Genomic DNA, 24,710 nt, shown 5'->3' with positions numbered 1-24,710 from the left:
AGCAGGTCGACCCGTCATGAGTCAGCCGTGAAGCCGACGCCATGAACGCGCGACAATAAGGACGAGGTCAGCGGGTCTCTTCACCGCCTGGCCTCCCCTAGATGAGGAGAGCTGTGCCAGGCAAGGCCCGTGTACACGAGCTCGCGAAAGAGCTCGGCATCACCAGCAAGGAAGTTCTCGCCAAGCTCAAGGAGCAGGGCGAGTTCGTCAAGTCCGCGTCATCCACGGTCGAGGCGCCCGTCGCCCGCCGCCTGCGTGACGCGTACCCCGCCAAGGGCGGGAAGAAGTCCGGCCCGACGCCCGGCCCGCGGCCCACGCCGCCCGCCGCCAATTCGGGCAACTCGAACGCTGCCGCGCCCGCTCCGCAGGCCCCCCGGCCCGCGGCCACGCCCGCTCCGCAGCCGACCCAGCAGCAGGCGCCGGCGGCCAAGGCCGCTCCGCCCGCCGCTCCGCAGCAGTCCGGCCCGCGTCCGGCCACCCCGGGCAGCCGTCCGGGACCCGGCCCGCGTCCCGGCCCGCGTCCGGCGACTCCGGCTCCGGCGCAGCCGCAGCCCCAGGTGCAGGCCCCCGCGGCCAAGGCCGAGCCGTCCGGTGGCAGCACCGCGGCACCGAAGCCCGCACCGAAGCAGGACGCCGCTGCGTCCTCTTCGTCCGGCTCGGTCGTGCCGCCGAAGCCGCAGGGCCCCAAGCCCGGCGGTCCCAAGCCCGGCCCGCGCACCCCGCGCGTCGGCAACAACCCGTTCGGCGTCGGTTCCGGCGCCCCGGCCCCGCGTCCGCCGGCCCAGCGCCCCGGTCCGGGTCAGGGTGGCGACAACCGTCCGCCGCGTCCCGGCGGTGCCGGTGGCGGCGGTGACCGGCCCGCGCCGCGTCCCGGCGGTGGCGCCGGTGGCAACCGGCCGAGCCCGGGCAACATGCCCCCGCGGCCGAACCCCGGCATGATGCCGGGCCGCACTCCGCGGCCGGCCGGCCCGGGCGGTGGCGCTCGTGGCGGTCCCGGCGGTGGCGCTCGTGGCGGCCCCGGTGGCGGCGGTCGTCCCGGCGGCGGCGGTGGCGGCGGTTTCCGTCCCGGTGGCGGCGGCGGTGGCGGTGGCTTCCGCGGCGGTCCCGGTGGCGGTGGCGGCGGTGGCGGCTTCCGTCCTGGTGGCGGCACCGGTGCTCCTGCCGGCGGTGGCGGTGGCTTCCGCGGTGGCGGCGGCGGTCGTGGCGGCCCCGGTGGCCGTGGCGGTACCGCGGGTGCCTTCGGGCGTCCCGGTGGTCCCTCGCGCAAGGGCCGCAAGTCGAAGCGGCAGAAGCGCCAGGAGTACATGGACAACATGCAGGCGCCCAGCGTCGGCGGCGTCCGCCTGCCCAAGGGCAGTGGCGAGACGATCCGGCTGCCGCGTGGTGCCTCGCTGACCGACTTCGCCGAGAAGATCGACGCCAACCCGGCTTCGCTGGTGCAGGTGCTCTTCCACCTCGGCGAGATGGTCACGGCGACGCAGTCGGTGTCCGACGACATCCTGGAACTGCTCGGCGGCGAGATGAACTACAACGTTCAGGTCGTCAGCCCCGAGGAGGAGGACCGCGAGCTCCTCGAGACCTTCGACATCACCTACGGTGAGGACGAGGGTGGCGAGGAGGACCTGCAGGTCCGGCCGCCGGTCGTGACCATCATGGGTCACGTCGACCACGGTAAGACCCGCCTGCTGGACACGATCCGGAAGACGAAGGTGCGCGAGAGTGAAGCCGGTGGCATCACCCAGCACATCGGCGCCTACCAGATCGAGACCGAGCTCGAGGGCACGCCGCGGCTGATCACCTTCATCGACACCCCGGGTCACGAGGCGTTCACCGCCATGCGTGCCCGTGGTGCGAACTCGACGGACATCGCGGTGATCGTGGTGGCCGCCGACGACGGGGTCATGCCGCAGACGGTCGAGGCGATCAACCACGCGCAGGCCGCCAAGGCGCCGATCGTGGTCGCGGTCAACAAGATCGACAAGGAAGGCGCCAACCCGCAGAAGATCCGCCAGCAGCTCACCGAGTACAACCTGGTCGCCGAGGAGTACGGCGGCGACACGATGTTCGTGGACATCTCCGCGCGGGAGAACATCAACATCGACGGGCTGCTCGAGGCGATCCTGCTGACCGCGGACGCCGCACTGGACCTCCGGGCCAACCCGGACATGGAGGCCCAGGGTGTCGCGATCGAGGCGCACCTCGACCGCGGCCGCGGCCCGGTGGCCACGGTGCTGGTGCAGCGAGGCACGCTGCGCGTCGGCGACTCCGTCGTCGCGGGCGACGCCTACGGCCGCGTCCGCCGCATGGTGGACGAGCACAACGTGGACGTCACCGAGGCGCTGCCCTCGCGCCCCGTCCAGGTCATCGGGTTCACCTCGGTACCGGGCGCGGGCGACACCTTCCTGGTGGTCGACGAGGACCGCGTCGCCCGGCAGATCGCCGAGCGCCGCTCCGCTCGCACCCGCAACGCGCTCAACGCGTCGCGCCGCAAGCGGGTCAGCCTCGAGGACCTCGACTCCGCCTTGAAGGAGACGAGCAGCCTCAATCTGATCATCAAGGGCGACAACTCGGGTACCGTCGAGGCGCTCGAGGCGGCACTGCTGCAGCTGGACGTCGGCGACGACGTCGAGCTGAACGTGGTGCACCGCGGTGTCGGTGGCGTGACCGAGTCGGACATCGACCTGGCGACCGCGTCCGACGCGATCGTGCTCGGGTTCAACGTCCGAGCACAGGGCAAGGCGACCGAGCGGGCCACCCGCGAGGGCGTCGACGTCCGGTACTACACGGTCATCTACCAGGCGATCGACGAGATCGAGCAGGCCCTGAAGGGCATGCTCAAGCCGGAGTACGAAGAGGTCGAGCTGGGCCGCGCGGAGGTTCGCGAGGTCTTCAAGTCCTCCAAGATCGGCACGATCGCGGGTTGCCTGGTCATGTCCGGCGAGATCCGGCGCAACGCCAAGGCGCGCCTGCTCCGCGACGGCACCGTCGTGGCCGAGAACCTGCCCGTCAGCTCGCTGCGGCGGTTCAAGGAGGACGTGGTCGAGGTCCGTGAAGGGTACGAATGCGGTCTGACGCTGGGTTCGTACAGTGACATCAAGGTCGACGACGTGATCGAGACCTATGAACAGCGGGAGAAGCCCCGTGCGTGAGTGACCGGTCTGGGGTGCGCTGCTCACGGCGCACCCCAGACCGTGCCTCGCGGCACAACTTCACTGCCTATGTACGTCGGAGCTCTCGAGCTCGACATCCTGCTCGACGACATTCACTCGTTGAAGCAGAAGCGATCCGTGATCAAGCCGGTGGTGGCGGAGGTGCGCAAGCGCTTCGCCGTCTCGGTGTCCGAAGCCGGGCACCTCGACCTGCATCGGCGAGCCCTCATCGGGGTCGCCGTGGTCGCCGCGGGTGGCGAACACGTCCGGGACGTGCTCGACTCGTGCGAGCGGTTCGTGGCCTCGCGACCGGAGTTCGTGCTGCTGTCGGCACACCGCCGGCTGCTGGGTCCGGACGACTAGACCGGAGAACATTTCAGAAGGAGACACCTCCCATGGCCGATCCTGCTCGGGCTCGCAAGCTCGCCAAGCGGATCTCGCAGATCGTGGCGTCGGCGATCGAGCACGACGTCAAGGATCCGCGGCTCGGTGCCGTGACCATCACGGACACGAAGATCACCGCGGACCTGCACGACGCCACGGTGTACTACACGGTGCTGGGCGAGAGCCTCGACTCGGCGCCGGACTTCGCGGGCGCCGCGGCGGCCCTGGAGTCCGCCCGGGGCGTCCTGCGCACCAAGGTCGGGCAGGGCACCGGGGTCCGCTACACCCCGACCCTCACTTTCGTCGCCGACAGCATCCCCGACGACGCGCGCCGTATCGAAGAACTGCTCGCCAAGGCCCGCGAGGCCGACGCCGAGGTGGCCCGCCGGGCCACGGGCGCCCAGCACGCCGGCGACGCGGACCCGTACAAGGCCCCGCGCGAAGACGAGGACGACCTCGCCGAAGCCGAAGAGGAGACCCGAGGCTGAACCGCTCCGGAGGATCCCCGACGTCCCACGACGCGGCGCGCTGTTCGGTGGCGCCGCGTCGTTCGTCGCCACCTCCTCCGGGCGCTCCGCCCCGCTGGCTACGCCGCCCGCGGCTGCCCCGACCACCAGGCCGCCGGCCCTGAACGCACGACGTTCGGGGCCGGCGGTTTTTTGTCCGGTCAGTCCGCCGGCCGAGTGGCGGTCACGGCGTCGGTCAGCGCGTTCAGCAGCTCCAGCGCCTGGGGTCGCAGCTCGGCCGGCAGCAGGCCCCACGCCGCGCGCTGGTTGTCGCGCAGGCGGGTGCGGGCGCGGTCCCAGTGGGCGCGGCCGCGATCGGTGAGGTCGACGACGACACGGCGGTCGTCGTGGGCGTGCGGGGTGCGGCGGACGAGACCGGCGGACTCCAGCGCCTTCACCGACCGCGTGACGGTGGGCTGGGCGAGCTTCGCCTCCCACGCGAGCTCGCCGATGGTCATGGCGCCGAGACGGGCCAGGGGAGTCACGAGCTGGGCCTGCGAGTCACTGAGCGCGGAGGCGGCCGCGGCCTGCGCGTCGAGGCGGGCGCGGTTGGTGCGCATGGCCGAGTAGAGCGCGTTGCAGGCGTCGGCGAAGCGGTCGACGTCGGTGTCGGCGGGCTCGGAAGACCCGGAGGGCATGGTCACTCGGAAAGATTAGATCACCGAAGTCAATAGCATGCTATGTTTGTCCACGAACCGGGAGGAGACGCAGCATGGTCCGCAAGATCGCCCTCGAAGAGCACTTCGGCACCGCCGACCCCGACATCGTCGAACAGTCGCGCGAGCACTTCACCGAACAGACGTGGCCGCCGCACCGTCGCCAGTTGCTGGACGTGCAGGACGAGCGCCTGAGGCTGATGGACGAGGCCGGCATCGAAATCGTCGTGCTTTCCCTGCTGGCACCCGGAATCCAGGGCCTGCCCGACCGCGCGCAGGCCGTGGACTGGGCCCGTCGTGCCAACGACGTCGCCGCGCGGCACGTGAAGCTGAGGCCGGATCGCTTCGCCGCGTTCGCCGCGCTTCCGTTGCCGGACCCTGAAGAAGCCGTCGTCGAGCTGCGCCGCGCGGTGACCGAGCTGGGGTTCAAGGGCGCGCTGGTGAACGGGTTCTCCGAAGTGGACGGTGACCGGATCGCCTACCTGGACGAGCCGCGGTACCGGCCGTTCTGGGCGGCCGTCGAAGATCTGGGCGTGCCGGTGTACCTGCACCCGCGCGATCCGCTGCCGCGGGACAGCCGGATGCTCGAAGGCCACCCGTGGCTCTACTGCTCGGCGTGGAGTTTCTCGATCGAAAACCGGCACGCACGCGTTGCGGCTCATGGCCGGCGGTCTGTTCGACGAGCACCCGGGCGTGCAGGTGATTCTCGGGCACCTGGGGGAACTGCTGCCGTTCAACATCTGGCGCACCGACCACCGGCTCGAAGTCAAGCCCGCGGGCATCCCCGCGCGCAAACCCTTACGCGACTACCTGCGCGAGAACTTCCACGTCACCACGAGCGGCAACTTCGCCACGCCCGAGCTGCTGTTCACGATCGACGAGGTCGGGGCCGACCGCGTGCTGTTCTCCGCGGACTACCCGTTCGAGTCGATGGCCGAGGCCGCCGCATGGTTCGACGCGCTCGCCCTCGACCGCGAGGTGCACGAGAAGATCGCGGAAGGCAACGCGCGCAAGCTCCTCGGGCTCTGACCGCAAAGGACGGTCACGCGGGCTTCGCCGCCACTACGAGGTCGCGCTCGATCGCCTGGTCCACGCGGTGGGCGAACTCCTCGTACGGCCCGCCTTCGCGCACGTCGAGGCCGGCCCGCGCGAGCACCGCGACGAGCTCCTCGCGCGGGAGAACGTTGAGGTTCCAGGAGATCCCGAGCGCCCCGCCCGGGCGGAGCACTCGCGTCCACACAGGAACGGCTGCCGCCAGCAGGTCGCGCGGGCTGCGCGCGAGGCCGGCGTCCTGCGTGCGGTGGCTGCCGTGCTGCACCCCGTACGGGGCGTCGGTCACGATCACGTCCACGGAGTTGGCGCGCAGCAACTCGTCGGTGGTGAGGGTGTCGGCGTTGAAGTAGGTGAGCCGGCGCGTCTGGCCGCCCTTGTAGTCGTCCTTGTCGAACGCGTACTCGACGTCGAGGCGGCGCCCGAGGCGGACCTTGTTGCGCCGCAGCTGGCCGGAGTCGGCGGTGTGCTTCACGCGCTTGGTACGCAGCCAGGTCTTGAGGAACTGCTCGTAGGCCTCGAAGTCCTTGCCGTCCACATCGAGGCCGGTGGCGTCGAAGCCGTACATCACGGCCTGGTTGAGCGTGGTGCCGCGCCCGCACAGCGGGTCGAGCAACGTTCGGGGGCGCTCGAGCCACCCGGTCGGGTCGGCGGTGGCGAGCAGGGTGACGTTGAGCAGCAGCTTCGTGAACTGCTCATTGGTCTTGCCCGCGTACTTCTGGATCGTCAGCAGATCCGAGTCCGTCTTCGCCAGCGGCCGCACCAGGACGGGGCGCAGCACGCCGTCGCCGAGCTCGAACAGGGCGTAGAGCGAGGACAGGTTGGACAGCAGCGCGACGTCCGGCTCGGTCAGCGGCACCGGCGTCGCGAACTTGACGTAGCCCACGCCGCCGAGCTCCACCTCCTCGGCCTCCGACAGCTCGGCGGAAAGCCCGGTCGCGCCGAACACCGCCAGCTCGGCCCGCAGAAGCGCTGGCGACGAGGCGGCGTAGACCCGGTTGGCGGACGGGTGAACGAGGATCGCGTACTCAGGCATCCCGCAAAGCGTAGCGTGACGCACTGTGACAGCTACTTTGGCGCAGGACATCGAAGCCGCCGCCGCCCTGGTCGCCGGGGCCACCGACGTGACGCTGCTGGGCCACGTGCGCCCGGACGCCGACGCACTCGGCAGCGCACTGGCCCTCGGCCACGTGCTGCACCAGCGCGGCGCCCGCGTGCGCGTGTCCTTCGGCGAGCCCGACGAAGCCCCCGAGACCCTGACCTGGCTCGACGTCGACGGGCTCCTGACCCGCCCCGACGACCTGCCCGCGTCGGAGCAGTTGCTGGTCGCGCTCGACACCCCGGTGCCGGCGCGGCTGGGCCGGCTCGCCGGGCGCGTCGACGTCGTCCGCGCCGCCGGTGGCGCCGTGCTGGTGGTCGACCACCACGCCACCAACGCGTTCTACGGCACGCACCACGTGGTCGACGAAGCCACAGAGGCGACGGCGGTGCTCGTCGCGCAGATCATCGAGGCCATGGGCGTCGAGCTGGACGAGCCGGCCGCGCGCTGCCTGTACGCGGGGATCGTCACGGACACCAGTGGTTTCCGCCGTGCCCGCCCCGAAACGCACCGGATCGCCGCGCGCCTGCTGGAGGCCGGCGTCGACCCGACGGAGGTCGCGCGCCGGATCGTGGACGACCACCCGTTCGCGTGGCTGCCGATGCTCTCGGCGGTGCTGTCCGAAGCGGAGCTGGAGCCGGATGCCGCGCAGGGCTTCGGGTTCGTGCACGCGGTGGTGCGCTCGGCCGTGGCCGCGAGCGTGCGGCCGGAAGAGGTGGAGTCGGTGATCGACGTGGTTCGCGCGACGCGCGAAGCCGGTGTCGCGGGGGTGCTGAAGGAGTTCGCGCCCGCCTCCCGGGGTTCCGTGTGGACGGTCTCACTGCGGTCCGCGGGCCGGGTCGACGTCTCGGCGGTGGCCTCGGAGTTCGGCGGTGGCGGACACCGGATGGCCGCGGGCTGCACGATGGAGGGCACGTCGGACGACGTGCTGGCGCGGCTGCGGGACGCGCTGGGACGGGCGCCGCTGCTCGGGGACCGCAGCGGATGAACCCGTCAGGTTCGACGAGGAGTTCCTGGCCGGCCCGGCGCGCGTACGCCCGGCTGCGCGCCGCCGGCCTCGTGCACCGCGCGAAGTCGCCCGACGGCGCACCGATCTGACTGGTCACGCGCTACGCCGTGGTCAAGGTCGGCCTCGACGACTCCCGGTTCTCGCCGCACGAGACGCACTCGTCGGGCGGCTACCGCGGCCTTGCGGTGGCGCCGGCGCTCGACAAGAGCCCGCTCAACGCCGACGCCCCTGTGCACGCCTGCCTGCGCCGGCTGCGGGGGCGCGCCTTCACGCCACGCCACGTCAAGTCGAGTTGCTGAGGCCGGCGGTCACGCGCATCGCGCAGGATCTCGCCGACGCGCTCCGACCCGAGGCCGTTCTGGTGGCCGGCTACGCCGTGCCGGTGCCGATCGCGGTGACCTGCGTGCTGCTCGGCGTCGCCGCGCCGACGTCACCGTCGTCCGCGCCTGGACCGACGCCGTCCTGATGCCGACGGGCGCCGAGGTCGTGCGCCACGCCATGCGGTCGCGGTACGCGTTCGTCACCGAGCTCATCGCGGCCGAGCGCGCGGAGCCGGGGGAGGACCTGCTCAGCGCCGTCGCCCCGCAGCTCACCGGCGACGAGCTGCTCAACACCGCGATCCTGCCGCTGCTCGCGGGGTACGAGAACGTGGTGCTGGGCAACGGCCCGCACGAGCTGCTCACGCGCCCGGCGCCAGTGGTGTCCTTTGTAGACGAGATCGTGCGCCACGCCGCCGCCGCTTTCCCTTGCGGAACCTCGAATTCGGCGACACCGCCATCCCGGCCGGCGACGCCGTCGTGCTCGCGCTCGCCTCCACCCATCGCGACCGCACGGTGTTCGAAGACCCGGACGCCTTCGACGCCGATCGTCCGGACAACCCGCACCTCACCGTCGACCACGGCCCCATTTCTGCCTCGGCGCACCCCTGGCCCGCCTCGAGCTGGAGCTCGGCTTCGACGCCCTGCTGCGCCGCTACCCGCCGACGGTCCCGGTGCGGCGCACGTCGTTCCGCAGCGGCGGGCCGGCCACCCGGCCGGTGATCCTGCCCGCTGGACGTCCGGAATGTCGGCGGCGGTCGTTACGCTCCCCGGGTGCCTGACGAAGCCCCGCCTGCCCCGCCCCTGAGCTCCGAAGACCGGATCCCCGCGCGCCGCGTCCTCGGGCTTGCCGTGCCCGCGCTCGGGGTGCTGGCGGCGGAGCCGTTGTACGTGCTGGTGGACACCGCGGTGGTGGGGCACCTCGGCGCGCTGCCGCTGGCCGGGCTGGCGCTGGGCGGGGTGGTGCTGTCGCAGATCTCCACGCAGCTCACGTTCCTCTCCTACGGCACGACCTCGCGCACCGCGCGGCTGCACGGTGCCGGGCGGCGGCGGGACGCGGTGAGCGAAGGCGTCCAGGCCACGTGGCTCGCGGTGCTGGTGGGGCTGGTGCTGCTGGTGGCGGGCCAGCTGCTGGCCGGGCCGATCGCCCGGGCGCTGTCGGGCAGTGACGAGATCGCGGCGGCGGCCGTGTCGTGGCTGCGGATCGCGCTGTTCGGGGCGCCGCTGATCCTGGTCACCATGGCCGGCAACGGCTGGATGCGCGGCGTGCAGGACGCGGCGCGCCCGCTGCGGTACGTGCTGGCGGGCAACGGCATCTCGGCCGTCCTGTGCCCGGTGCTCGTCTACGTCGCCGGGCTGGGCCTGGAGGGCTCGGCGATCGCCAACGTGGTGGCGCAGGTGGTGTCGGCGTCGCTGTTCTTCGCGGCGCTGGTGCGCGAGCGCGTGCCGCTGCGACCGGACTTCGGTGTGATGCGCGCGCAGCTGAGCCTGGGCCGCGACCTCGTGCTGCGCAGCCTGGCGTTCCAGGCGTGCTTCGTCTCGGCGGCGGCCGTGGCGGCGCGGACGTCGACGGAGGCCGTCGGCGCGCACCAGGTCGTGCTGCAGCTGTGGACGTTCCTCTCGCTCGTGCTCGACTCCGTCGCGATCGCGGCGCAGTCGCTCGTCGGCGCGGCCCTGGGCGGGGGAGCCGAGCGGCAGGCGCGCGGCGTCGCGAACCAGATCGTCGCGTACGGGCTGGTGCTCGGCTGCGTCCTGTGCGTGCTCTTCGGCGCGTTGTGGAGCACGCTGCCGCACGCGTTCACGTCCGATCCGGGGGTGCTCGCCCAGATCCCGCACGCGTGGTGGTTCTTCGTGGCGCTGCAACCGATCGCGGGCGTGGTGTTCGCGCTCGACGGTGTGCTGCTGGGCGCCGGCGACGCCGCGTTCCTGCGCACCGCCACGCTCGTCAGCGCGGGCCTGGGGTTCCTGCCGCTGATCTGGCTGTCGCTCGCGTTCGGCTGGGGGCTCTCGGGCATCTGGACGGGCCTGTCGCTGTTCATGGTGTTCCGCCTGGCCGCCGTGCTGATCCGCTGGCGCTCCGGCCGCTGGGCGGTGGTCGGGGCCGTTCGCGGCGCGTGAGCCCCGTGCCAAGGTTGAACCATGCGCTTCAGCCAGGTCGACGTCTTCACCGACGAGCTCACCCGCGGCAACGCACTCGCCGTGGTGCACGCCGCCGAAGGCCTCTCCGACGACACGATGGCCGCCTTCGCGCGGTGGACCAACCTCAGCGAGACCACGTTCCTGCTCCCGCCGACGCACGCCGAGGCCGACTACCGCGTGCGGATCTTCACCGTCGAGCGCGAGCTGCCCTTCGCCGGGCACCCCACGCTGGGCTCGGCCCGCGCGTGGCTCGAAGCGGGCGGCACGCCGAAGGGCGGAGACCTCGTGCAGGAGTGCGGCGCCGGCCTGGTCCGCGTGCGGCGCACCGGCGACCGGCTCGCCTTCGCCGCACCGCCGCTCACGCGGGGCGGCCCCGTCGCGCCCGAGGACCTCGCCGCCGTCCGGAAGGCCCTGCACCTGGCCGAGAGCGGCGTCGTCGACGCGCAGTGGGCCGACAACGGCCCCGGCTGGCTCGCCGTGCTCCTCACCGACGCCGAGGCCGTCCTCGCGGTCGAGCGCGACGTCGTGGCGCTCGGGAAACACAAGGTCGGGGTCGTCGGACCGCACCCGGCCGGATCGCCCACGGCGTTCGAGGTCCGGGCCTTCACGGGCCTGGTCGAGGACCCGGTGACCGGCAGCCTCAACGCCGCGATCGGTCAGTGGCTCATCGGCTCGGGCCGCGCGCCGGAGTCCTACGTGGCCGCACAGGGCACTCGGCTGGGCCGGCGCGGGCGCGTGCACGTAGAGCGCGCGGACGGCGAGGTCTGGGTGGGCGGCGACACAGTGGTGGGAATCGCAGGTCAAGTGGCGCTGCGGTGAACGGGTGATGTGGCGAACCCCACCGAGGTAACGGCTATGTTTCGAGCTTGCCGGGGCGATACAACCATCGAGGCGGCAGCGTCGTCGTCCTTCCCCGACGACCGCTACCCGCAGGAGGAAACCTTGTCGCCCGGCCGCGCCACTGTCCGGTCCTGGCTCATCTGGCTCACCGCCGTCTTCGTGTACCTGCTCGCCGTGTTCCACCGCACGTCGTTCGGGGTCGCGGGCCTGGAAGCGGCGGACCGGTTCGGCGTCGGCGCCGCGGCGCTCGGCACGTTCACCGTGCTGCAGGTCGGGGTCTACGCCGCCATGCAGATCCCCACCGGCGTGCTCGTCGACCGCTACGGCCCGCGCCGTGTCCTCACCGCCGCCGTGCTCATCCTGGGGACCGGGCAGCTGCTGCTCGGTCTCGCCGAGAGCTACGGCGTCGGCCTGCTCGCCCGCGGCGTGCTCGGCCTGGGCGACGCGCTTACGTTCGTCAGCGTGCTGCGCCTGATCGCAGCCCACTTCCCGGCGCGGCAGTACGCGTTGATCACGTCCTTCACCTCCGCCGTCGGCTACATCGGCAACCTCGCCGCCACCGTGCCGCTCACGCTGCTGCTCGCCGGCCCCGGGTGGACGGTCACGTTCGTCTCGGTCGGCGCGCTCACGCTCCTGGTCTCGGTGCCGGTGGTGCTGCGCGTGCGCGACACCCCGCTCGGCGTCCCCGAGCCCGAGCGCAAGCCGGTGAACCCGGCGCTGCTCGCGCGCCAGATCCGCGCCGCGTGGCGCGTGCCCGGCACCCGGCTCGGGTTCTGGACGCACTTCAGCACGATGTTCGCGCCCAACGTGCTCACGCTGCTCTGGGGCGTCCCCTTTCTCGTGCAGGGCCAAGGAATCCCGGCCGCCACGGCGAGCGCGATGCTGACCGTGTTCGTGTTCGGCTCGCTGGCCGGCGGCCCGGTGCTCGGCACGGTGATCAGCCGCCACCCGGAGCTGCGGATGCCGATCGTCGGCGGGTACCTCGGCGCCGCCGCCCTCACGTGGGCCGTGCTGCTCGGCTGGAACGGGCACGTCCCGCTCGGGGTGCTCGGCCCCGCGTTCGCGCTGCTGTCGCTCGGCGGCCCGGTGTCGATGATCGGCTTCGCGCTGGCGCGGGACTACAACCCGATCGAGCGCGTCGGCACGGCGACCGGCCTCGTGAACGTCGCCGGGTTCGTGGCGACCACGGTCACCTCGCTCGTGGTCGGCGTGCTGCTGCAATGGACAGGCGGGAACTTCCGCTTGTCGCTGCTGAGCATCGTGGTCGTGCTCGCGCTCGGCACGTGGCGGATGCTCGTGTGGTGGCGCCGCGCCAGGGCGCACGTGTTCGCCGCCGAAGCACGTGGCGAGGACGTGCCGGTGCGGCTCACGCGCCGGCGCTGGGACGGCGAGGTGCCGGCCGAAGCGGCGGCCGTCGCCGCCTGACAGGTGCTCGCCGGTGCGAACCGGACGTCTCGATAGGGTTCGCCCCGTGTCTCGCCCGAAAGAACCGCGCCGCCCCGCTCCGCCGCCCGGTCTGCTCATCGTCGACAAACCGGCCGGAATGACGTCGCACGACGTCGTCGCCAGGGCGCGCCGGATCATGGGCACCCGCAAGGTCGGCCACGCCGGCACGCTCGACCCGATGGCCACCGGCGTGCTGGTGCTCGGCATCGAGCGCGCCACCAAGCTGCTGGGCCACCTGGCGCTCGACCGCAAGACCTATCTCGCGACGCTGTCGCTGGGCTGCTCCACCACCACCGACGACGCCGAGGGTGAGGTGCTCACCGAGGGCGACCCGGCCGCGCTCGCGAAGATCACGGACGAACAGCTCGCCGCCGGCGTCGCCGAGCTCACCGGTGACATCCAGCAGGTGCCCAGCGCCGTCAGCGCCGTGAAGATCGACGGCAAGCGCGCCTACGCGCGGGTGCGCGCGGGGGAGGACGTGGTGCTCCCGCCGCGGCCCGTCACCGTCTACCGCTTCGACGTGCTGGCCACGCGCCGCGAGGACGACCGGATCGAGCTCGACGCCGTGGTCGAGTGCTCGTCGGGCACGTACGTGCGCGCGCTGGCCCGCGACCTCGGCGCCGGGCTCGGCGTCGGCGGGCACCTGCTCGCGTTGCGGCGCACCACAGTCGGGCCCTTCACGCTCGCCCGCGCGCGCACGCTCGACCAGCTCGAGGAGACACCCGAGCTGTCGCTGGACCTCGACGCCGCCGTCGCCGCGGCTTTCCCGCGCCGCGACGTCGACGCCGCCGAAGCGCGGGCCGTGCGCCACGGCCGGGCCATCCCGGCGGCCGGCATCGACGGGACCTACGGCCTGTTCGCGCCCGACGGCCGCGTGCTCGCCCTGGCCTCCGACACCGAGGGTGTGGCCCGGTCGGTGGTGGTCCTGCTGCCCGCATAGGGTGGGTCGCGGTTGGGCGAGAGACCGGCGCGGGGAGAGTTGACGACAGTGCAGCGGTGGCGTGGCCTCGGGGACCTCCCGGGCGGCTGGGGACGGTGCGTGGTCACCATCGGTGTGTTCGACGGCGTGCACCGCGGGCACCAGGTGCTCATCTCGCGCACGGTGCGGGCGGCGGCCGAGCGCGGCGTGCCGAGCGTGGTGCTCACGTTCGACCCGCACCCGTCGGAGGTCCTGCGCCCCGGCAGCCACCCGGCGCAGCTGACCACGCTGCGGCGCAAGGCCGAGCTCGTGGAGGAACTGGGCGTCGACGTGTTCGCCGTGCTGCCGTTCACCCTCGAGCTCTCGCGCCTGTCGCCGCACGAGTTCGTGCACGAGGTGCTGGTGGACCGGTTGCACGCCGCCGCGGTGCTGGTGGGCGACAACTTCACCTTCGGCGCCAAGGCGGCAGGCGATGTCGGGCTGCTGCGCAAGCTCGGCAGCCGCTTCGGCTTCGTGGCCTACGGCGCGGAACTGCAGGGCCGTTCGCTCGCCGACGACCGCGTCGCCAACGACATCACCTTCTCCTCCACGTACGTGCGCTCGTGCATCGACGCCGGCGACGTGGTGGCGGCGGCCGACGCGCTCGGGCGCCCGCACCGGCTCGAGGGCATCGTCGTGCGCGGCGACGGCCGGGGCCACGACCTCGGCTACCCGACCGCGAACCTGTCGACGCCGCGGTTCGCCGCGGTGCCCGCCGACGGCGTCTACACGGCGTGGTTCACCCGACTGTCGGACCCTGGTCGGCGGCTGCGCGCCGCGGTGTCGGTGGGCACGAACCCGACGTTCTCGGGCCGTGAGCGCACCGTCGAGGCGTTCGTGCTCGACGTCGACGAGGATTTCTACGGCCAGCATGTGGCGCTGGACTTCGTCACTCGGCTGCGCGACCAGGAGCGGTTCAACCGGTCCGAGCAGCTGGTGGAGCGGATCGACGAAGACGTGGCGCGCACCCGCGAGGCGCTGGGCGCCGAAGACTGACGACGTTCCCCCGGACGGGCTTCGCCCGGGGGCGGAATGGGCGGTTCCGGCGCCCGGGTGCGGGTCCGATGGCAAAATGCTCCCGGGCGGGTGAAACGGTCCGGGCACGCCGGTCCGGCCGGACCAGGGGACCAAGGAGAGCGGAGCTGGTGGAGGACCACAAGATCGTGCAGCGGAACGTCGCGCTGCAGCGGGAGTGGTACGGCGAACCACTGGGTGATCGGGTGCGCAGGCTGGTCGTGGCTTTCGACATCTCGCAGGCGTTCCTCGCGGAGGTGCTCGGCATCAGCGCCCCGATGCTCAGCCAGGTGATGAGCGGCCGGCGGGCCAAGATCGGCAACCCGGTGGTGCTCGCCCGCATGATCATGCTCGAGCGCAAGATCCTCGTGCCCGAGGTCGCGGCGGGCAACCGCGACGCGATGCAGGCTGCGCTGGAGGACGTGCGCGACTCGCGCCCGACCGTGGGCCGGGACAACATTCCGGTGGGCTCCGACGAGCGGCTCGTGCTCGCCGCGCTGGAGGACGTACGCGACTCGCGGCCCACCGTCGGCCGCGAAAACATCCCGGTGGGCTCCGACGAGCGGCTCGTGCTCGCCGCGCTGCGCGAGGTCGCCGAGGAGGAGGACCTCACCGAGGCCGCGAAGCGCCTCGACGACGACTTCCCGATCCTCGCCGAGCTCCTGCGCCGCGCCGGGGCCAGCCACTAGCTCCGTGCGGCTGTTCACGGCCCTGCGCCCGCCGCCCGACGTCGTGGCCGCGGTGGCGCTGTCCCTCGGCGAACCCGGCTCCAGCCTGCGCTGGTCGCCGCCGGAGGACTGGCACGTCACGCTCGCGTACTACGGCGAAGCCGACCCGGACGAACGGGCCGCCGAGCTCGTCCCCGCGCTGGCCGGCCGCCCGGCTGTCGACGTCCGGTTGACCGGCCCGGGAACATTTCCCGGCGTGCTGTGGTTGGGCGTCACGGGGAATGGGCTGACGCGGCTCGCGGAAGCCGCCGGCGCGGACCAGGAAGAGCGGCCCTACCGGGCGCACCTCACGCTGGCGCGGTACGCGCGTGACCGCCGGGGCGCGGCGGAATCGTGGACGCGGCGGCTGGCCGGGTTCTCCAGTCGTGAATGGACCGCCGGCGAGGTGGTGCTCATGGGCAGTGACGGCACGGCGGGCCCGCGCTACCGGGAGCTGCGGAAATTCCCGCTGGGCCGCGCCGGAAGGTGAACCGCGCCTGAAGGCACTGATCACACGGCTGGTAACCTCGACAATCGGGTCCGGCTGCAGTCCGTGGCGGCCGAGACCGACTACCCGGCCGCGCAGCGCGGTACGGGCCCCACGGCACCGATTTCACGAGGAGCAACACCAGTGGCGCTGTCCACCGATGAGAAGAAGTCGATCCTGGCCGAGTACGGCGTGCACGACTCGGACACCGGATCTCCCGAGGCCCAGGTCGCGCTGCTGACCAAGCGCATCGTCGGCCTCACCGAGCACCTCAAGGCTCACAAGCACGACCACCACTCGCGTCGCGGGCTCCTGCTGCTGGTCGGCCGTCGCCGCCGGCTGCTGAACTACGTGATGAAGGTGGACATCGAGCGGTACCGGTCGCTGATCCAGCGGCTCGGCCTGCGCCGATAGCGTGACCCGAGGGGGAGTGACCGGTCCGGTCGCTCCCCCTCGGTGCCAGAAGAGAAGAAACGGCGCGAGCGCGCTGGAGGATCCGTCCGCCGGTCCTCGGTAGTGGTTCCCGGGTGAGAAGACCCGGGAGCTTCGATCGAAGACCGGCCTCATTCCTCGAGCGTCCGCGGGCGAACCGGGTCCCAGGGTGGGAGACTCGCGCCGGACGAAGCACAAAAGAGGAGATACACCCTATGACCGACTCCACCGGAGTCACCGTGCACGAGACCGAAGCCGTGATCGACAACGGCCGGTTCGGCACCCGCACCGTGCGTTTCGAGACGGGCCGCCTGGCCAAGCAGGCCGCCGGCTCCGTCGTCGCGTACCTCGACGAAGAGACCATGCTGCTCTCGGCCACCACGGCGTCGAAGCACCCGAAGGAGCACTTCGACTTCTTCCCGCTGACCGTGGACGTCGAGGAGCGCATGTACGCCGTGGGCCGCATCCCCGGCGCGTTCTTCCGCCGTGAGGGCCGCCCGTCGACCGACGCGATCCTCACCGCCCGCCTGATCGACCGCCCGCTGCGCCCGTCGTTCACCGACGGTCTCCGCAACGAGATCCAGGTCGTCATCACCGTCCAGAGCCTGAACCCGGACGACCCGTACGACGTGCTGGCGATCAACGCCGCGTCGGCGTCCACGCAGATCGCGGGCCTGCCGTTCTCCGGCCCGGTCGGCGGCGTGCGCGTCGCGCTGATCGAGGACCAGTGGGTCGCGTTCCCGACCTGGTCGCAGCTGGAGAAGGCGACCTTCAACATGGTCGTGGCCGGCCGCATCGTCGGCGACGACGTCGCGATCATGATGGTCGAGGCCGAGGGCACCGAGCACACGCTCGACCTGATCGCCGCCGGCGGCAAGGCGCCCGACGAGGCCGCCGTGGCCCAGGGCCTCGAGGCCGCAAAGCCGTTCATCCGCGTGCTGTGCGAGGCGCAGCAGCGCCTGGCCGCCGACGCCGCGAAGCCGACCGGCGACTTCCCGCTGTACCCGGCCTACCAGCCGGACCTTTACGAGGCCGTCGCCGCGATCGCGACCGACGACCTGGCGAAGGCGCTGACCATCGCCGGCAAGCAGGACCGCGACGCCGCGACCGACGCCGTGAAGGCGACGGTCCTGGACAAGGTCGGCCTGGGCGAGGGCGAGGCCTTCGAGGGTCGCGACGGCGAGGTCGGCGGCGCGTTCAAGGCGCTGACCAAGAAGATCATGCGCAAGCGCGTGCTCACCGAGAAGATCCGCATGGACGGCCGCGGCCTGACCGACATCCGGTCGCTCTCGGCCGAGGTCGCCGTGATCCCGCGGGCGCACGGCTCGGCCCTGTTCGAGCGCGGCGAAACCCAGATCCTGGGCGTCACCACGCTGAACATGCTCCGCATGGAGCAGCAGATCGACTCGCTCTCCCCGGAGACGACGAAGCGCTACCTGCATCACTACAACTTCCCGCCGTTCTCCACCGGCGAGACCGGCCGCGTCGGCTCGCCGAAGCGGCGCGAGATCGGCCACGGCATGCTCGCCGAGCGCGCCCTGGTCCCGGTGCTGCCGAAGCGCGACGAGTTCCCGTACGCGATCCGCCAGGTCTCGGAGGCGCTGGGCTCCAACGGCTCGACGTCGATGGGCTCGGTCTGCGCGTCCACGATGGGTCTGTTCAACGCCGGCGTGCCGCTGAAGGCGCCGGTCGCGGGCATCGCGATGGGCCTGGTGTCCGACGAGGTCGACGGCGAGACGCGCTACGTCGCGCTGACCGACATCCTCGGCGCCGAGGACGCACTGGGCGACATGGACTTCAAGGTCGCCGGCACCAAGGACATCATCACCGCGCTCCAGCTCGACACGAAGCTCGACGGCATCCCGTCGGAGGTCCTCGCGGCCGCGCTGAAGCAGGCGAAGGACGCTCGCCTCACCATCCTGGAGGTCATCGCCGAGGCGATCGACGGCCCGGACGAGATGAGCCCGTACGCCCCGCGCGTCACCTCCGTGAAGATCCCGGTCGACAAGATCGGCGAGGTCATCGGCCCGAAGGGCAAGATGATCAACTCGATCACCGAGCAGACCGGTGCCGACATCTCCATCGAGGACGACGGCACGATCTACGTGGGCGCGGCCGACGGCCCGTCGGCGGAGTCGGCGATCGACCTGATCAACGCGATCGCCAACCCGCAGCTGCCGAAGGTCGGCGAGCGCTTCCTGGGCACCGTGGTGAAGACGGCCGCGTTCGGCGCGTTCGTCTCGCTGCTGCCGGGCAAGGACGGCCTCGTCCACATCTCGAAGCTGGGCAACGGCAAGCGGATCGCCAAGGTCGAGGACGTGGTCAACGTGGGCGACAAGCTCCGCGTCGAGATCGCCGACATCGACAACCGCGGCAAGATCAGCCTGATCGTGGTCAAGGAGGACGACGCCGCCGACGCCAAGCCGGCCGAGGGCGCCGACAAGGCCGACGCCGAGAAGGCCGAAGCCTAGGACCGATCCGGCCGGAAGCAGGCGGGCACCAACCGGACATTGCCCCGTCCGGTGACCGTTCCCGCCGTGGCTGTGGCCGGATCGGGACCCATCAGCACAGTTCCGATCCGGCCGGAAGTAGGCGGGCACCAACCGGACATTGCCCCGTCCGGTGACCGTTCCCGCCGTGGCTGTGGCCGGATCGGGACCCATCAGCACAGTCCCGTCGAAGGCCTCCTCGCGGAACCCGCGCGAGGAGGCCTTCGCGGCATCGTGAGTAAGGAACGCATGGCACGGCAGGTTTCCGGGCACGAGCAGCCCGTCGGCAGCACCCGCACGCTCGAGTCCACTCCGGACGGTGCGATCGTCAGGCGGAGCGTGCTCCCCGGCGGCCTGCGGGTGATCACCGAGCACGTCCCGGCGTCGCGCTCGGCCACGGTCGGCCTGTGGGTCGGCGTCGGTTCGCGCGACGAGCCGCTCGCCGTCGCGGGGGCCGCGCACTACTTGGAACACCTGCTGTTCAAGGGAACCGCCAACCGGGACGCCACGCAGATCGCCGAGGAGATCGACGCCGTCGGTGGCGAGTTCAACGCGTTCACGGCCAAGGAACACACCTGCTACTACGCGCAGGTGCTCGACGCCGACCTGCCGCTGGCCATGGACCTCGTGACCGACGTGGTGTTCGAGGCGCTGTGCACCGACCGCGACATGGACACCGAGCGCAGCGTGGTGCTCGAAGAGATCGCGATGCGCGACGACGACCCCGAGGATCTGCTGCACGAGACGTTCGTGGGCGCGATCCTCGGCGAGCACCCGCTGGGCCGGCCGGTGCTGGGCACCGAGAAGTCCATCACGGAGATGTCGCCCGCGGCGTTGCGCGGCTTCTACAAGCGCCGCTACACGATGCCGCGGATGGTGCTCGCGGTCGCCGGGAACATCGAGCACAACCAGGTGCTTCGCCTGGTGCGCAAGGCTTTGGGTGATCGGCTCAACGGTGCGGGCGTCCCGGTGCCGCCGCGCGCCGGCCGCGCGCGCATCCAGACCCTGCCGAAGCTGGCGCTGCACACCGACGACACCGAGCAGGCGCACGTGATGCTCGGGATGCGGTCGCTGCCGCGTCACGACGAGCGCCGCTTCGCGCTGTCGGTGCTCAACGCGGCGCTGGGCGGCGGCATGAGCTCGCGGCTGTTCCAGGAGATCCGGGAGCGGCGCGGGCTCGCATACCAGGTGTACTCGTCGGTGGCGAGCTACGCCGACACCGGGCACCTGGCCGTGTACGCCGGCTGCCAGCCCGAGCGGCTCGGGCAGGTCGCCGGCGTGATCCGCGAGGTGCTCGACAGCGTCGCCGCCGACGGGTTGACCGACGCCGAGGTGGCGCGCGCCAAGGGGCAGCTGCGCGGTGGGCTCGTGCTGGGGCTGGAGGACACGTCGTCGCGCATGTCGCGCATCGGCAAGAACGAGCTGAACTACGGCCGTTACCTGGGTGTCGACGAGACCGTGGCCCGCGTGGACGCGGTGACGACCGAAGAGGTGTGTGCGCTGGCTCGCACTCTGCTGCGCCGCCCCGGTGGGGTGTCGGCGGCGGCGGTCGTGGGGCCGTACGCTCACGCCGACGACTTGCCGGACGATCTGCACGAGGTGATCGCGTCATGACCGACTCCCCGATCCGCGTCGGTGTGCTGGGCGCGCGCGGCCGCATGGGTGCGACGGTGGTGAACGCCGTCGAGGGCGCCGCCGACCTGAAGCTGGTGGCCGCGCTCGACGCGGGAGACGACTTCGCGCCGCTGGGCGAGGCCCAGGTGGTGGTGGACTTCACCCACCCCGACGCCGTGATGGGAAACCTGCGGTACTTGATCGAGCACGACCTGCACGCCGTGGTCGGCACGACCGGGTTCAGCGAAGAGCGGCTCGCGGAGGTGCGTTCGCTGCTGGCCGGGAAGCCTTCGCTGGGCGTGCTGGTCGCGCCGAACTTCGCACTGGGCGCGGTGCTGGCGATGCGCTTCGCGGCTCAGGCGGCGCGGTTCTACGCGTCGGCCGAGATCATCGAGCTGCACCACAACCGCAAGGCCGACGCCCCGTCGGGCACCGCTTCGCACACCGCGCGCATGATCGGCGAGGCGCGCGCGGCGGCCGGCCTGGAACCGGGGCCGGACGCCACGACGTCCGAACTGGACGGTGCCCGCGGCGCTCGCGTCGCCGAGGTCCCCGTGCACTCCGTGCGGTTGCCGGGATTGGTGGCGCACGAGGAGATCCTGTTCGGCGGCGAGGGGGAGACCCTGACCATCCGGCACGACTCGCTGGACCGCACGTCGTTCATGCCCGGGGTGCTGCTGGGCGTGCGTTCGGTGGTGTCGCGCCCCGGCCTCACGGTCGGCCTGGAGAACGTGCTCGACCTGTGAGGGCCCGCAACGTCGCGCTGCTGCTGACCGCGGCGCTGGTCGTGTACCTGGTCCTGCTGGCGGACCGGGCCGTGGAGCTGTTCGCCACCGGTTCTCCGGCGGGCATCGCGCTCGGGGTGGGCGTGTTCGTGCTGCCGGTGCTGGGCGTGTGGATCGTGGTGGCCACCTGGCGTTCCGGGCTGCAGATCCAGCGCCTCTCCCGCCGCCTCGACGCGGAGGGCGCGCTGCCCGACGTGTCCGACCTCCCGCGCCGCCCGTCCGGCCGTGTCGACCGCACCGCCGCCGACGCCTGGTTCGATGCCCGCCGCGAGGAACTCCAGGCCAACTCCGAGGACTGGCGCGCGTGGTACCGCCTCGCCTACGCCTACGACATCGCGGGCGACCGCCGCCGCGCCCGGGCGACGATGCGCAAGGCTGTGGAACTGGAAGCCGCCGACCGCTGAGGGGTTGCGCGGTGTCCGGCGGGGGTTGTGCCGGGTGCGTCGGCTGCCGCCGGCCGCTGAAAAGCAGGGGGCGCCGCGGAACAGCGGTGGCCCACCCGCGGCGGGTACGCCTGCGGCCTCAGTGCATCCAGACCAGCGCATCCGGCTCAGTGCATCCAGCCCGCGAGCAGCGCCGGTGACGCCGCGAGCAGGCTGAACCGCACCCAGCGGCCCGCGAGCCCCGCGGCCAGGAACGTCACCAGCCGCATCCGCACCATGCCGGCGAGCACGCTCGTCGCCATGAAGGGCGGGAGGCCGATGAGCGAGCTGACTCCGTAGGTGCCCGCCATCCAGTGCGGGTGGCGCTGGCAGCGTTCGCGCAGGGCTTCGATCTTGGAGCGCAGCACCTTGGTGCGCCGGTGCCAGCGGTCGCGGCGGGCGCTGGGCACGCGTTCGCGGTGGAGGCGGTCGTGGAGGAAGCGCGGGAGGCGGATGGAGCCGCGCGCCGCCAGGTAGTACAGCAGCTTGCCGGCGATCTGACCGACCGCGACGGCCGCGCCGAGCCACAGCCAGTGCACGTCGTGCTGGCTGGCACAGAGGCCGACCACGAACAGTTCCGCGTTCACGACCGGCACGATCGCCGAGCCGAACGCGACGCCGAGCGTCACGAGCAACCAGCCCATCGTGCCTCCCCCCCTGAAGTGAACCCCCGAAGTGATCCTCGTCATTCGAGGCTAGCAGTCGTCACGAAAAGGTCACGGGGGCTAACCCCCCCTATTTCGGCGGTGCTGACCCCAGAAGATCACCTGGACGTTCGGTTCAGGACACCTCGGCCTGCCACTATTCGGGCGTGACCGACGTGCCCTTCGCCGATCGCTTCGCCGGGTTCTGCGCGGTCGTCGTCCGGGTCCTGCCCTTCGGGCTTTCACGCCTCCTCGCGCCGAGCTTCCTCGGGTTCGTGATCATCAACGGGTGCACCTTCGGCGTCGACCTCGGGCTGCTGACGGTGTTCCACGGCAGCCTCGGCTGGCCGGTCTGGCTGGCGATCAGCGCGTCCTACGTGATCGCGTTCGCGCTCAGCTTCGTGCTCAACCGCGCGCTGAACTTCCGCTCGCACGCGCCCGTCGGGCGGCAGGCGGTGCTGTACGTGGTGGCGATCGGGGTGAACTACGCGGCGTTCCTGCTGGGCGTCGGCGCCGGGCTCGCCGCGCTGGGCGTGGAGTACCACCTGTCGCGGCTGCTCGCCGGGGCGTGCGAGGGCGTGTTCATGTACTCGGTGATGCGCTGGGTTGTCTTCACGAAGCGCGAAGAGCCCGCAGTCAGTGCGTGAGCTGCAGCCGCAACGTGCCGGTGAGGCGCACCTCGCGCAGCGTGCCGCGGCCGGTGTCGAGGGTGCGGACGGTTCCGTCGGGCGCCCAGCCCGCGCGCCGGTAGAAGCCGAGCGTCGGATGGTCCGACTGCGCGACCCACGTGACGCCGCGGTCGAGCCCGTCTGACCGAAGGTCGGCGGCGGCCGTGCCGAGGAGCCGGCCGGCGTGCCCGCGGCGGCCCCAGCGCGGCTCGACGACGAGCGTCGCGATGAGCGCGGTTTTGTCCGCGTCGGGCGGGGCGGTGCCGTCCGCGGTGGCGATCTCGTCGGCTGGCGCGGGGCCGGCCACGCAGTAGCCGACGGTGAACTCGCCTTCCACCGCGAGGTACACGCGCGTGCCAGGGAACTCGATGGTCTCGGCCCACGTGCCTTCGAGGTCGGCGGCGTCGAGCGCGTCGATGGCCTCGGCGCCCAGCAGGTCGGTGTAGGCCGCCCGCCAGGTGAGGCGCTGGATGCGGGCGATCTCCGCGGCGTCGGACAGGCGCGCGGGACGGACTTCGGCGGCACTCACGCGGGGGAATCTACCGCCCGCCCTCGCGGAAACTGTCGGGGGCGGCTGGCACGATGGCAGGACCATGCAGACGATCAGCCTTCAGGCGGCCCGCCGCACCGCGCTGGCCGCCCAGGGGTTCGCCGACGCGCGCCCCGCCGCGCCGCCCACCCGCCGGCACCTCGCCAAGGTGCTTTCGCGCGTCCAGCTGCTGCAGCTGGACTCCGTGAACGTCGCTGTGCGCGCGCACTACATGCCCGTGTTCTCCCGCATGGGGGCCTACGACCAGGCGCTCGTCGACGCCGCCGCCTGGACCGACACCGCGCGCAAACCGCGGATGCTCGTCGAGTCGTGGGCCCACGAAGCGAGCCTGCTGCCCGTCGAAGACTGGCCGCTCCTGCGCTCCGGCGCCAAACGCGACGGCTGGTGGCGCAACTACACCCGCGTGGTCGAAACCGTGCCGGGCCTGATCGACGACGTGCTCGCCATCGTCAAGGAACACGGCCCCATCGGCGCGGGCGCAATCGAGAAGGCGCTCGAAGCGGAGGTCGCCGGGCGTGGGCCCGGCGCGTGGTGGGAACGCTCGGTGATCAAGAAGGCGTGCGAGTACCTGTTCGGCCTCGGCCGCCTGTCCACGGGCACGCGCCGGTCGTTCGAGCGGCTCTACGACCTGACCGAGCGGGTGGTCCCGCAGGCGATTCTGTCCCGGCAGCTGTCGGCGGAGGAAGGCGCTCGCGGCTTGATCGACCGTTCCGCTCGTGCTCTCGGCATCGCCACGGAGACCGACCTGCGCGACTACTACCGGCTGGGCCCGGACGTCGCGCGCCAGGCGGTCGCCGAGCTGGTCGAAGAGGGCACTCTGGAACCCGTCCAGGTCCGCGACTGGCGCGGCATCGCCTACCGGCACACGGCCGCCCGCACCCCGCGCGCGGTGACCGGGCGGGCCCTGCTGTGCCCGTTCGACCCGCTCATCTGGGAACGCGCCCGCACCGAGCGGCTTTTCGGCTTCCGCTACCGCATCGAGATCTACGTGCCGGAACCCAAACGGCTCTACGGCTACTACGTTTTCCCGTTCCTGCTGGACGGCTCCCTGGTCGCCCGCGTGGACCTCAAGTCCGACCGCGCCGCCGGCGTGCTGCGCGTGCAGGGTTCGTTCGCCGAGGAGGGCGCCGACGTACCACGGGTCGCCGACGAGCTGGCGGGGGAGCTGGAGCACATGGCGCAGTGGCTCGGTCTGGACGGCGTGGCCGTGGGCCCACGCGGCGATCTCGCGGGGGCATTGTCACGCGCGGTGCGGTGACTGACGCATGACCGCGTTGCGGGGCAAGGGTTTCGTGGCGGAACACGGGGGCCGGCTGAAGTCGGCGGGTCGGGGTTGCCTGGGGCG

Annotated in this window: 26 protein-coding genes and 1 pseudogene; 22 read left to right on the top strand and 5 right to left on the bottom strand. The window is 72.1% G+C overall.

What is annotated here, in order from left to right:
- Window positions 1-113: 113 nt before the first annotated feature.
- The 3 genes from infB to rbfA all read left to right on the top strand — a co-directional run bounded on the left by infB (window position 114) and on the right by rbfA (window position 4,021).
- Window positions 114-3,149, top strand: a complete 3,036-nt coding sequence (gene infB, locus AB0F91_RS29620; protein WP_360602763.1) for a translation initiation factor IF-2 — start codon at window positions 114-116, stop codon at window positions 3,147-3,149.
- A gap of 69 nt (window positions 3,150-3,218) precedes the next feature.
- A complete protein-coding gene (locus AB0F91_RS29615) occupies window positions 3,219-3,512 on the top strand; it encodes a DUF503 domain-containing protein (RefSeq protein WP_220242307.1) in 294 nt (97 codons plus the stop codon).
- A gap of 32 nt (window positions 3,513-3,544) precedes the next feature.
- Complete coding sequence (rbfA, locus tag AB0F91_RS29610; RefSeq protein ID WP_360602651.1) at window positions 3,545-4,021, top strand: 30S ribosome-binding factor RbfA; 477 nt, start codon at window positions 3,545-3,547, stop codon at window positions 4,019-4,021.
- A gap of 179 nt (window positions 4,022-4,200) precedes the next feature.
- Here the strand turns inward: rbfA and AB0F91_RS29605 are convergent, their stop codons facing one another.
- Window positions 4,201-4,677, bottom strand: a complete 477-nt coding sequence (locus AB0F91_RS29605) for a MarR family transcriptional regulator (protein ID WP_360602761.1) — start codon at window positions 4,675-4,677, stop codon at window positions 4,201-4,203.
- Between the two features lie 74 nt (window positions 4,678-4,751).
- Here AB0F91_RS29605 and AB0F91_RS29600 point away from each other — a divergent pair.
- Together AB0F91_RS29600 and AB0F91_RS29595 are read left to right on the top strand one after the other, a co-directional pair.
- Window positions 4,752-5,189: pseudogene (locus AB0F91_RS29600) on the top strand (amidohydrolase family protein); the annotation flags it as partial.
- A 166-nt stretch (window positions 5,190-5,355) separates the two neighbouring features.
- The gene (locus AB0F91_RS29595) at window positions 5,356-5,724 is read left to right on the top strand and encodes an amidohydrolase family protein (protein ID WP_360602649.1); all 369 of its coding nucleotides are present in this window, start codon (window positions 5,356-5,358) and stop codon (window positions 5,722-5,724) included.
- A gap of 13 nt (window positions 5,725-5,737) precedes the next feature.
- Here the strand turns inward: AB0F91_RS29595 and AB0F91_RS29590 are convergent, their stop codons facing one another.
- The gene (locus tag AB0F91_RS29590; protein ID WP_360602647.1) at window positions 5,738-6,781 is read right to left on the bottom strand and encodes an SAM-dependent methyltransferase; all 1,044 of its coding nucleotides are present in this window, start codon (window positions 6,779-6,781) and stop codon (window positions 5,738-5,740) included.
- A 25-nt stretch (window positions 6,782-6,806) separates the two neighbouring features.
- Between AB0F91_RS29590 and AB0F91_RS29585 the strand changes: the two genes are divergently transcribed.
- Both AB0F91_RS29585 and AB0F91_RS29580 read left to right on the top strand, forming a co-directional pair.
- Window positions 6,807-7,832, top strand: a complete 1,026-nt coding sequence (locus AB0F91_RS29585; protein WP_360602645.1) for a bifunctional oligoribonuclease/PAP phosphatase NrnA — start codon at window positions 6,807-6,809, stop codon at window positions 7,830-7,832.
- Between the two features lie 128 nt (window positions 7,833-7,960).
- Complete coding sequence (locus tag AB0F91_RS29580) at window positions 7,961-8,152, top strand: hypothetical protein (RefSeq protein ID WP_360602643.1); 192 nt, start codon at window positions 7,961-7,963, stop codon at window positions 8,150-8,152.
- Between the two features lie 70 nt (window positions 8,153-8,222).
- Here the strand turns inward: AB0F91_RS29580 and AB0F91_RS29575 are convergent, their stop codons facing one another.
- Window positions 8,223-8,582: a hypothetical protein gene (locus tag AB0F91_RS29575; RefSeq protein ID WP_360602641.1), complete on the bottom strand. Its 360-nt coding sequence runs from the start codon at window positions 8,580-8,582 to the stop codon at window positions 8,223-8,225.
- Between the two features lie 17 nt (window positions 8,583-8,599).
- Between AB0F91_RS29575 and AB0F91_RS29570 the strand changes: the two genes are divergently transcribed.
- From AB0F91_RS29570 to AB0F91_RS29510, 13 genes are all read left to right on the top strand, one after another.
- The gene (locus AB0F91_RS29570; RefSeq protein WP_360602639.1) at window positions 8,600-8,893 is read left to right on the top strand and encodes a cytochrome P450; all 294 of its coding nucleotides are present in this window, start codon (window positions 8,600-8,602) and stop codon (window positions 8,891-8,893) included.
- An 81-nt stretch (window positions 8,894-8,974) separates the two neighbouring features.
- Window positions 8,975-10,288 (top strand): MATE family efflux transporter, encoded by a 1,314-nt coding sequence (locus AB0F91_RS29565; RefSeq protein ID WP_360602759.1) that lies wholly within the window; start codon window positions 8,975-8,977, stop codon window positions 10,286-10,288.
- Window positions 10,289-10,309: 21 nt separating this feature from the next.
- Complete coding sequence (locus AB0F91_RS29560; RefSeq protein WP_360602637.1) at window positions 10,310-11,128, top strand: PhzF family phenazine biosynthesis protein; 819 nt, start codon at window positions 10,310-10,312, stop codon at window positions 11,126-11,128.
- Between the two features lie 36 nt (window positions 11,129-11,164).
- Window positions 11,165-12,574, top strand: coding sequence for an MFS transporter (locus tag AB0F91_RS29555; RefSeq protein WP_360602635.1), 1,410 nt, complete (start codon window positions 11,165-11,167; stop codon window positions 12,572-12,574).
- Between the two features lie 46 nt (window positions 12,575-12,620).
- Window positions 12,621-13,535, top strand: a complete 915-nt coding sequence (gene truB, locus AB0F91_RS29550) for a tRNA pseudouridine(55) synthase TruB (RefSeq protein ID WP_360602633.1) — start codon at window positions 12,621-12,623, stop codon at window positions 13,533-13,535.
- Between the two features lie 48 nt (window positions 13,536-13,583).
- The gene (locus tag AB0F91_RS29545) at window positions 13,584-14,549 is read left to right on the top strand and encodes a bifunctional riboflavin kinase/FAD synthetase (RefSeq protein WP_360602757.1); all 966 of its coding nucleotides are present in this window, start codon (window positions 13,584-13,586) and stop codon (window positions 14,547-14,549) included.
- Window positions 14,550-14,698: 149 nt separating this feature from the next.
- Entirely contained in the window at window positions 14,699-15,256 is a 558-nt protein-coding gene (locus tag AB0F91_RS29540) for a helix-turn-helix transcriptional regulator (protein WP_360602631.1), read from the top strand.
- A 4-nt stretch (window positions 15,257-15,260) separates the two neighbouring features.
- Window positions 15,261-15,764 carry an RNA 2',3'-cyclic phosphodiesterase gene (gene thpR / locus AB0F91_RS29535; RefSeq protein ID WP_360602629.1) on the top strand — a complete coding sequence of 168 codons (504 nt, stop codon included), beginning with the start codon at window positions 15,261-15,263 and terminating at the stop codon, window positions 15,762-15,764.
- A gap of 141 nt (window positions 15,765-15,905) precedes the next feature.
- On the top strand, window positions 15,906-16,175 hold the full coding sequence (gene rpsO / locus AB0F91_RS29530; protein WP_360602627.1) for a 30S ribosomal protein S15: 270 nt from the start codon (window positions 15,906-15,908) through the stop codon (window positions 16,173-16,175).
- Between the two features lie 233 nt (window positions 16,176-16,408).
- Window positions 16,409-18,664, top strand: a complete 2,256-nt coding sequence (locus tag AB0F91_RS29525) for a polyribonucleotide nucleotidyltransferase (protein ID WP_360602625.1) — start codon at window positions 16,409-16,411, stop codon at window positions 18,662-18,664.
- A 267-nt stretch (window positions 18,665-18,931) separates the two neighbouring features.
- The gene (locus AB0F91_RS29520) at window positions 18,932-20,296 is read left to right on the top strand and encodes a pitrilysin family protein (RefSeq protein ID WP_360602755.1); all 1,365 of its coding nucleotides are present in this window, start codon (window positions 18,932-18,934) and stop codon (window positions 20,294-20,296) included.
- Window positions 20,293-21,042: a 4-hydroxy-tetrahydrodipicolinate reductase gene (dapB, locus tag AB0F91_RS29515; protein ID WP_360602623.1), complete on the top strand. Its 750-nt coding sequence runs from the start codon at window positions 20,293-20,295 to the stop codon at window positions 21,040-21,042. Before AB0F91_RS29520 ends, dapB begins: the two co-directional genes overlap by 4 nt.
- Window positions 21,039-21,485 carry a tetratricopeptide repeat protein gene (locus tag AB0F91_RS29510; protein WP_360602620.1) on the top strand — a complete coding sequence of 149 codons (447 nt, stop codon included), beginning with the start codon at window positions 21,039-21,041 and terminating at the stop codon, window positions 21,483-21,485. The genes dapB and AB0F91_RS29510 overlap by 4 nt, the downstream gene beginning before the upstream one ends.
- A 146-nt stretch (window positions 21,486-21,631) precedes the next feature.
- Here the strand turns inward: AB0F91_RS29510 and AB0F91_RS29505 are convergent, their stop codons facing one another.
- Complete coding sequence (locus AB0F91_RS29505) at window positions 21,632-22,147, bottom strand: hypothetical protein (RefSeq protein WP_360602618.1); 516 nt, start codon at window positions 22,145-22,147, stop codon at window positions 21,632-21,634.
- Between the two features lie 167 nt (window positions 22,148-22,314).
- Here AB0F91_RS29505 and AB0F91_RS29500 point away from each other — a divergent pair, with 167 nt between their 5' ends.
- On the top strand, window positions 22,315-22,794 hold the full coding sequence (locus AB0F91_RS29500; RefSeq protein WP_360602616.1) for a GtrA family protein: 480 nt from the start codon (window positions 22,315-22,317) through the stop codon (window positions 22,792-22,794).
- Here the strand turns inward: AB0F91_RS29500 and AB0F91_RS29495 are convergent.
- Entirely contained in the window at window positions 22,784-23,344 is a 561-nt protein-coding gene (locus AB0F91_RS29495) for a GNAT family N-acetyltransferase (RefSeq protein ID WP_360602614.1), read from the bottom strand. The two genes, AB0F91_RS29500 and AB0F91_RS29495, sit on opposite strands and share 11 nt — an antisense overlap.
- Before the next feature lie 64 nt (window positions 23,345-23,408).
- Between AB0F91_RS29495 and AB0F91_RS29490 the strand changes: the two genes are divergently transcribed.
- Entirely contained in the window at window positions 23,409-24,623 is a 1,215-nt protein-coding gene (locus tag AB0F91_RS29490; RefSeq protein WP_360602612.1) for a crosslink repair DNA glycosylase YcaQ family protein, read from the top strand.
- The last annotated feature ends 87 nt before the right edge of the window (window positions 24,624-24,710 follow it).

This window comes from Amycolatopsis sp. NPDC023774, assembly GCF_040639695.1.
In the GTDB taxonomy this organism is placed as follows: domain Bacteria; phylum Actinomycetota; class Actinomycetes; order Mycobacteriales; family Pseudonocardiaceae; genus Amycolatopsis.
This window is presented reverse-complemented; position numbering and strand designations above follow the sequence as displayed.

What these genes read in the sequence shown, in the direction of transcription:
- AB0F91_RS29615 (WP_220242307.1), top strand. Translation starts at nt 3,219, where the DNA reads ATGTACGTCGGAGCTCTCGAGCTCGACATCCTGCTCGACGACATTCAC.
- rbfA (WP_360602651.1), top strand. Translation starts at nt 3,545, where the DNA reads ATGGCCGATCCTGCTCGGGCTCGCAAGCTCGCCAAGCGGATCTCGCAG.
- AB0F91_RS29605 (WP_360602761.1), bottom strand. Translation starts at nt 4,677, where the DNA reads ATGCCCTCCGGGTCTTCCGAGCCCGCCGACACCGACGTCGACCGCTTC.
- AB0F91_RS29595 (WP_360602649.1), top strand. Translation starts at nt 5,356, where the DNA reads ATGGCCGGCGGTCTGTTCGACGAGCACCCGGGCGTGCAGGTGATTCTC.
- AB0F91_RS29590 (WP_360602647.1), bottom strand. Translation starts at nt 6,781, where the DNA reads ATGCCTGAGTACGCGATCCTCGTTCACCCGTCCGCCAACCGGGTCTAC.
- AB0F91_RS29560 (WP_360602637.1), top strand. Translation starts at nt 10,310, where the DNA reads ATGCGCTTCAGCCAGGTCGACGTCTTCACCGACGAGCTCACCCGCGGC.
- AB0F91_RS29555 (WP_360602635.1), top strand. Translation starts at nt 11,165, where the DNA reads ATGTTTCGAGCTTGCCGGGGCGATACAACCATCGAGGCGGCAGCGTCG.
- AB0F91_RS29525 (WP_360602625.1), top strand. Translation starts at nt 16,409, where the DNA reads ATGACCGACTCCACCGGAGTCACCGTGCACGAGACCGAAGCCGTGATC.
- AB0F91_RS29520 (WP_360602755.1), top strand. Translation starts at nt 18,932, where the DNA reads ATGGCACGGCAGGTTTCCGGGCACGAGCAGCCCGTCGGCAGCACCCGC.
- dapB (WP_360602623.1), top strand. Translation starts at nt 20,293, where the DNA reads ATGACCGACTCCCCGATCCGCGTCGGTGTGCTGGGCGCGCGCGGCCGC.
- AB0F91_RS29505 (WP_360602618.1), bottom strand. Translation starts at nt 22,147, where the DNA reads ATGGGCTGGTTGCTCGTGACGCTCGGCGTCGCGTTCGGCTCGGCGATC.
- AB0F91_RS29490 (WP_360602612.1), top strand. Translation starts at nt 23,409, where the DNA reads ATGCAGACGATCAGCCTTCAGGCGGCCCGCCGCACCGCGCTGGCCGCC.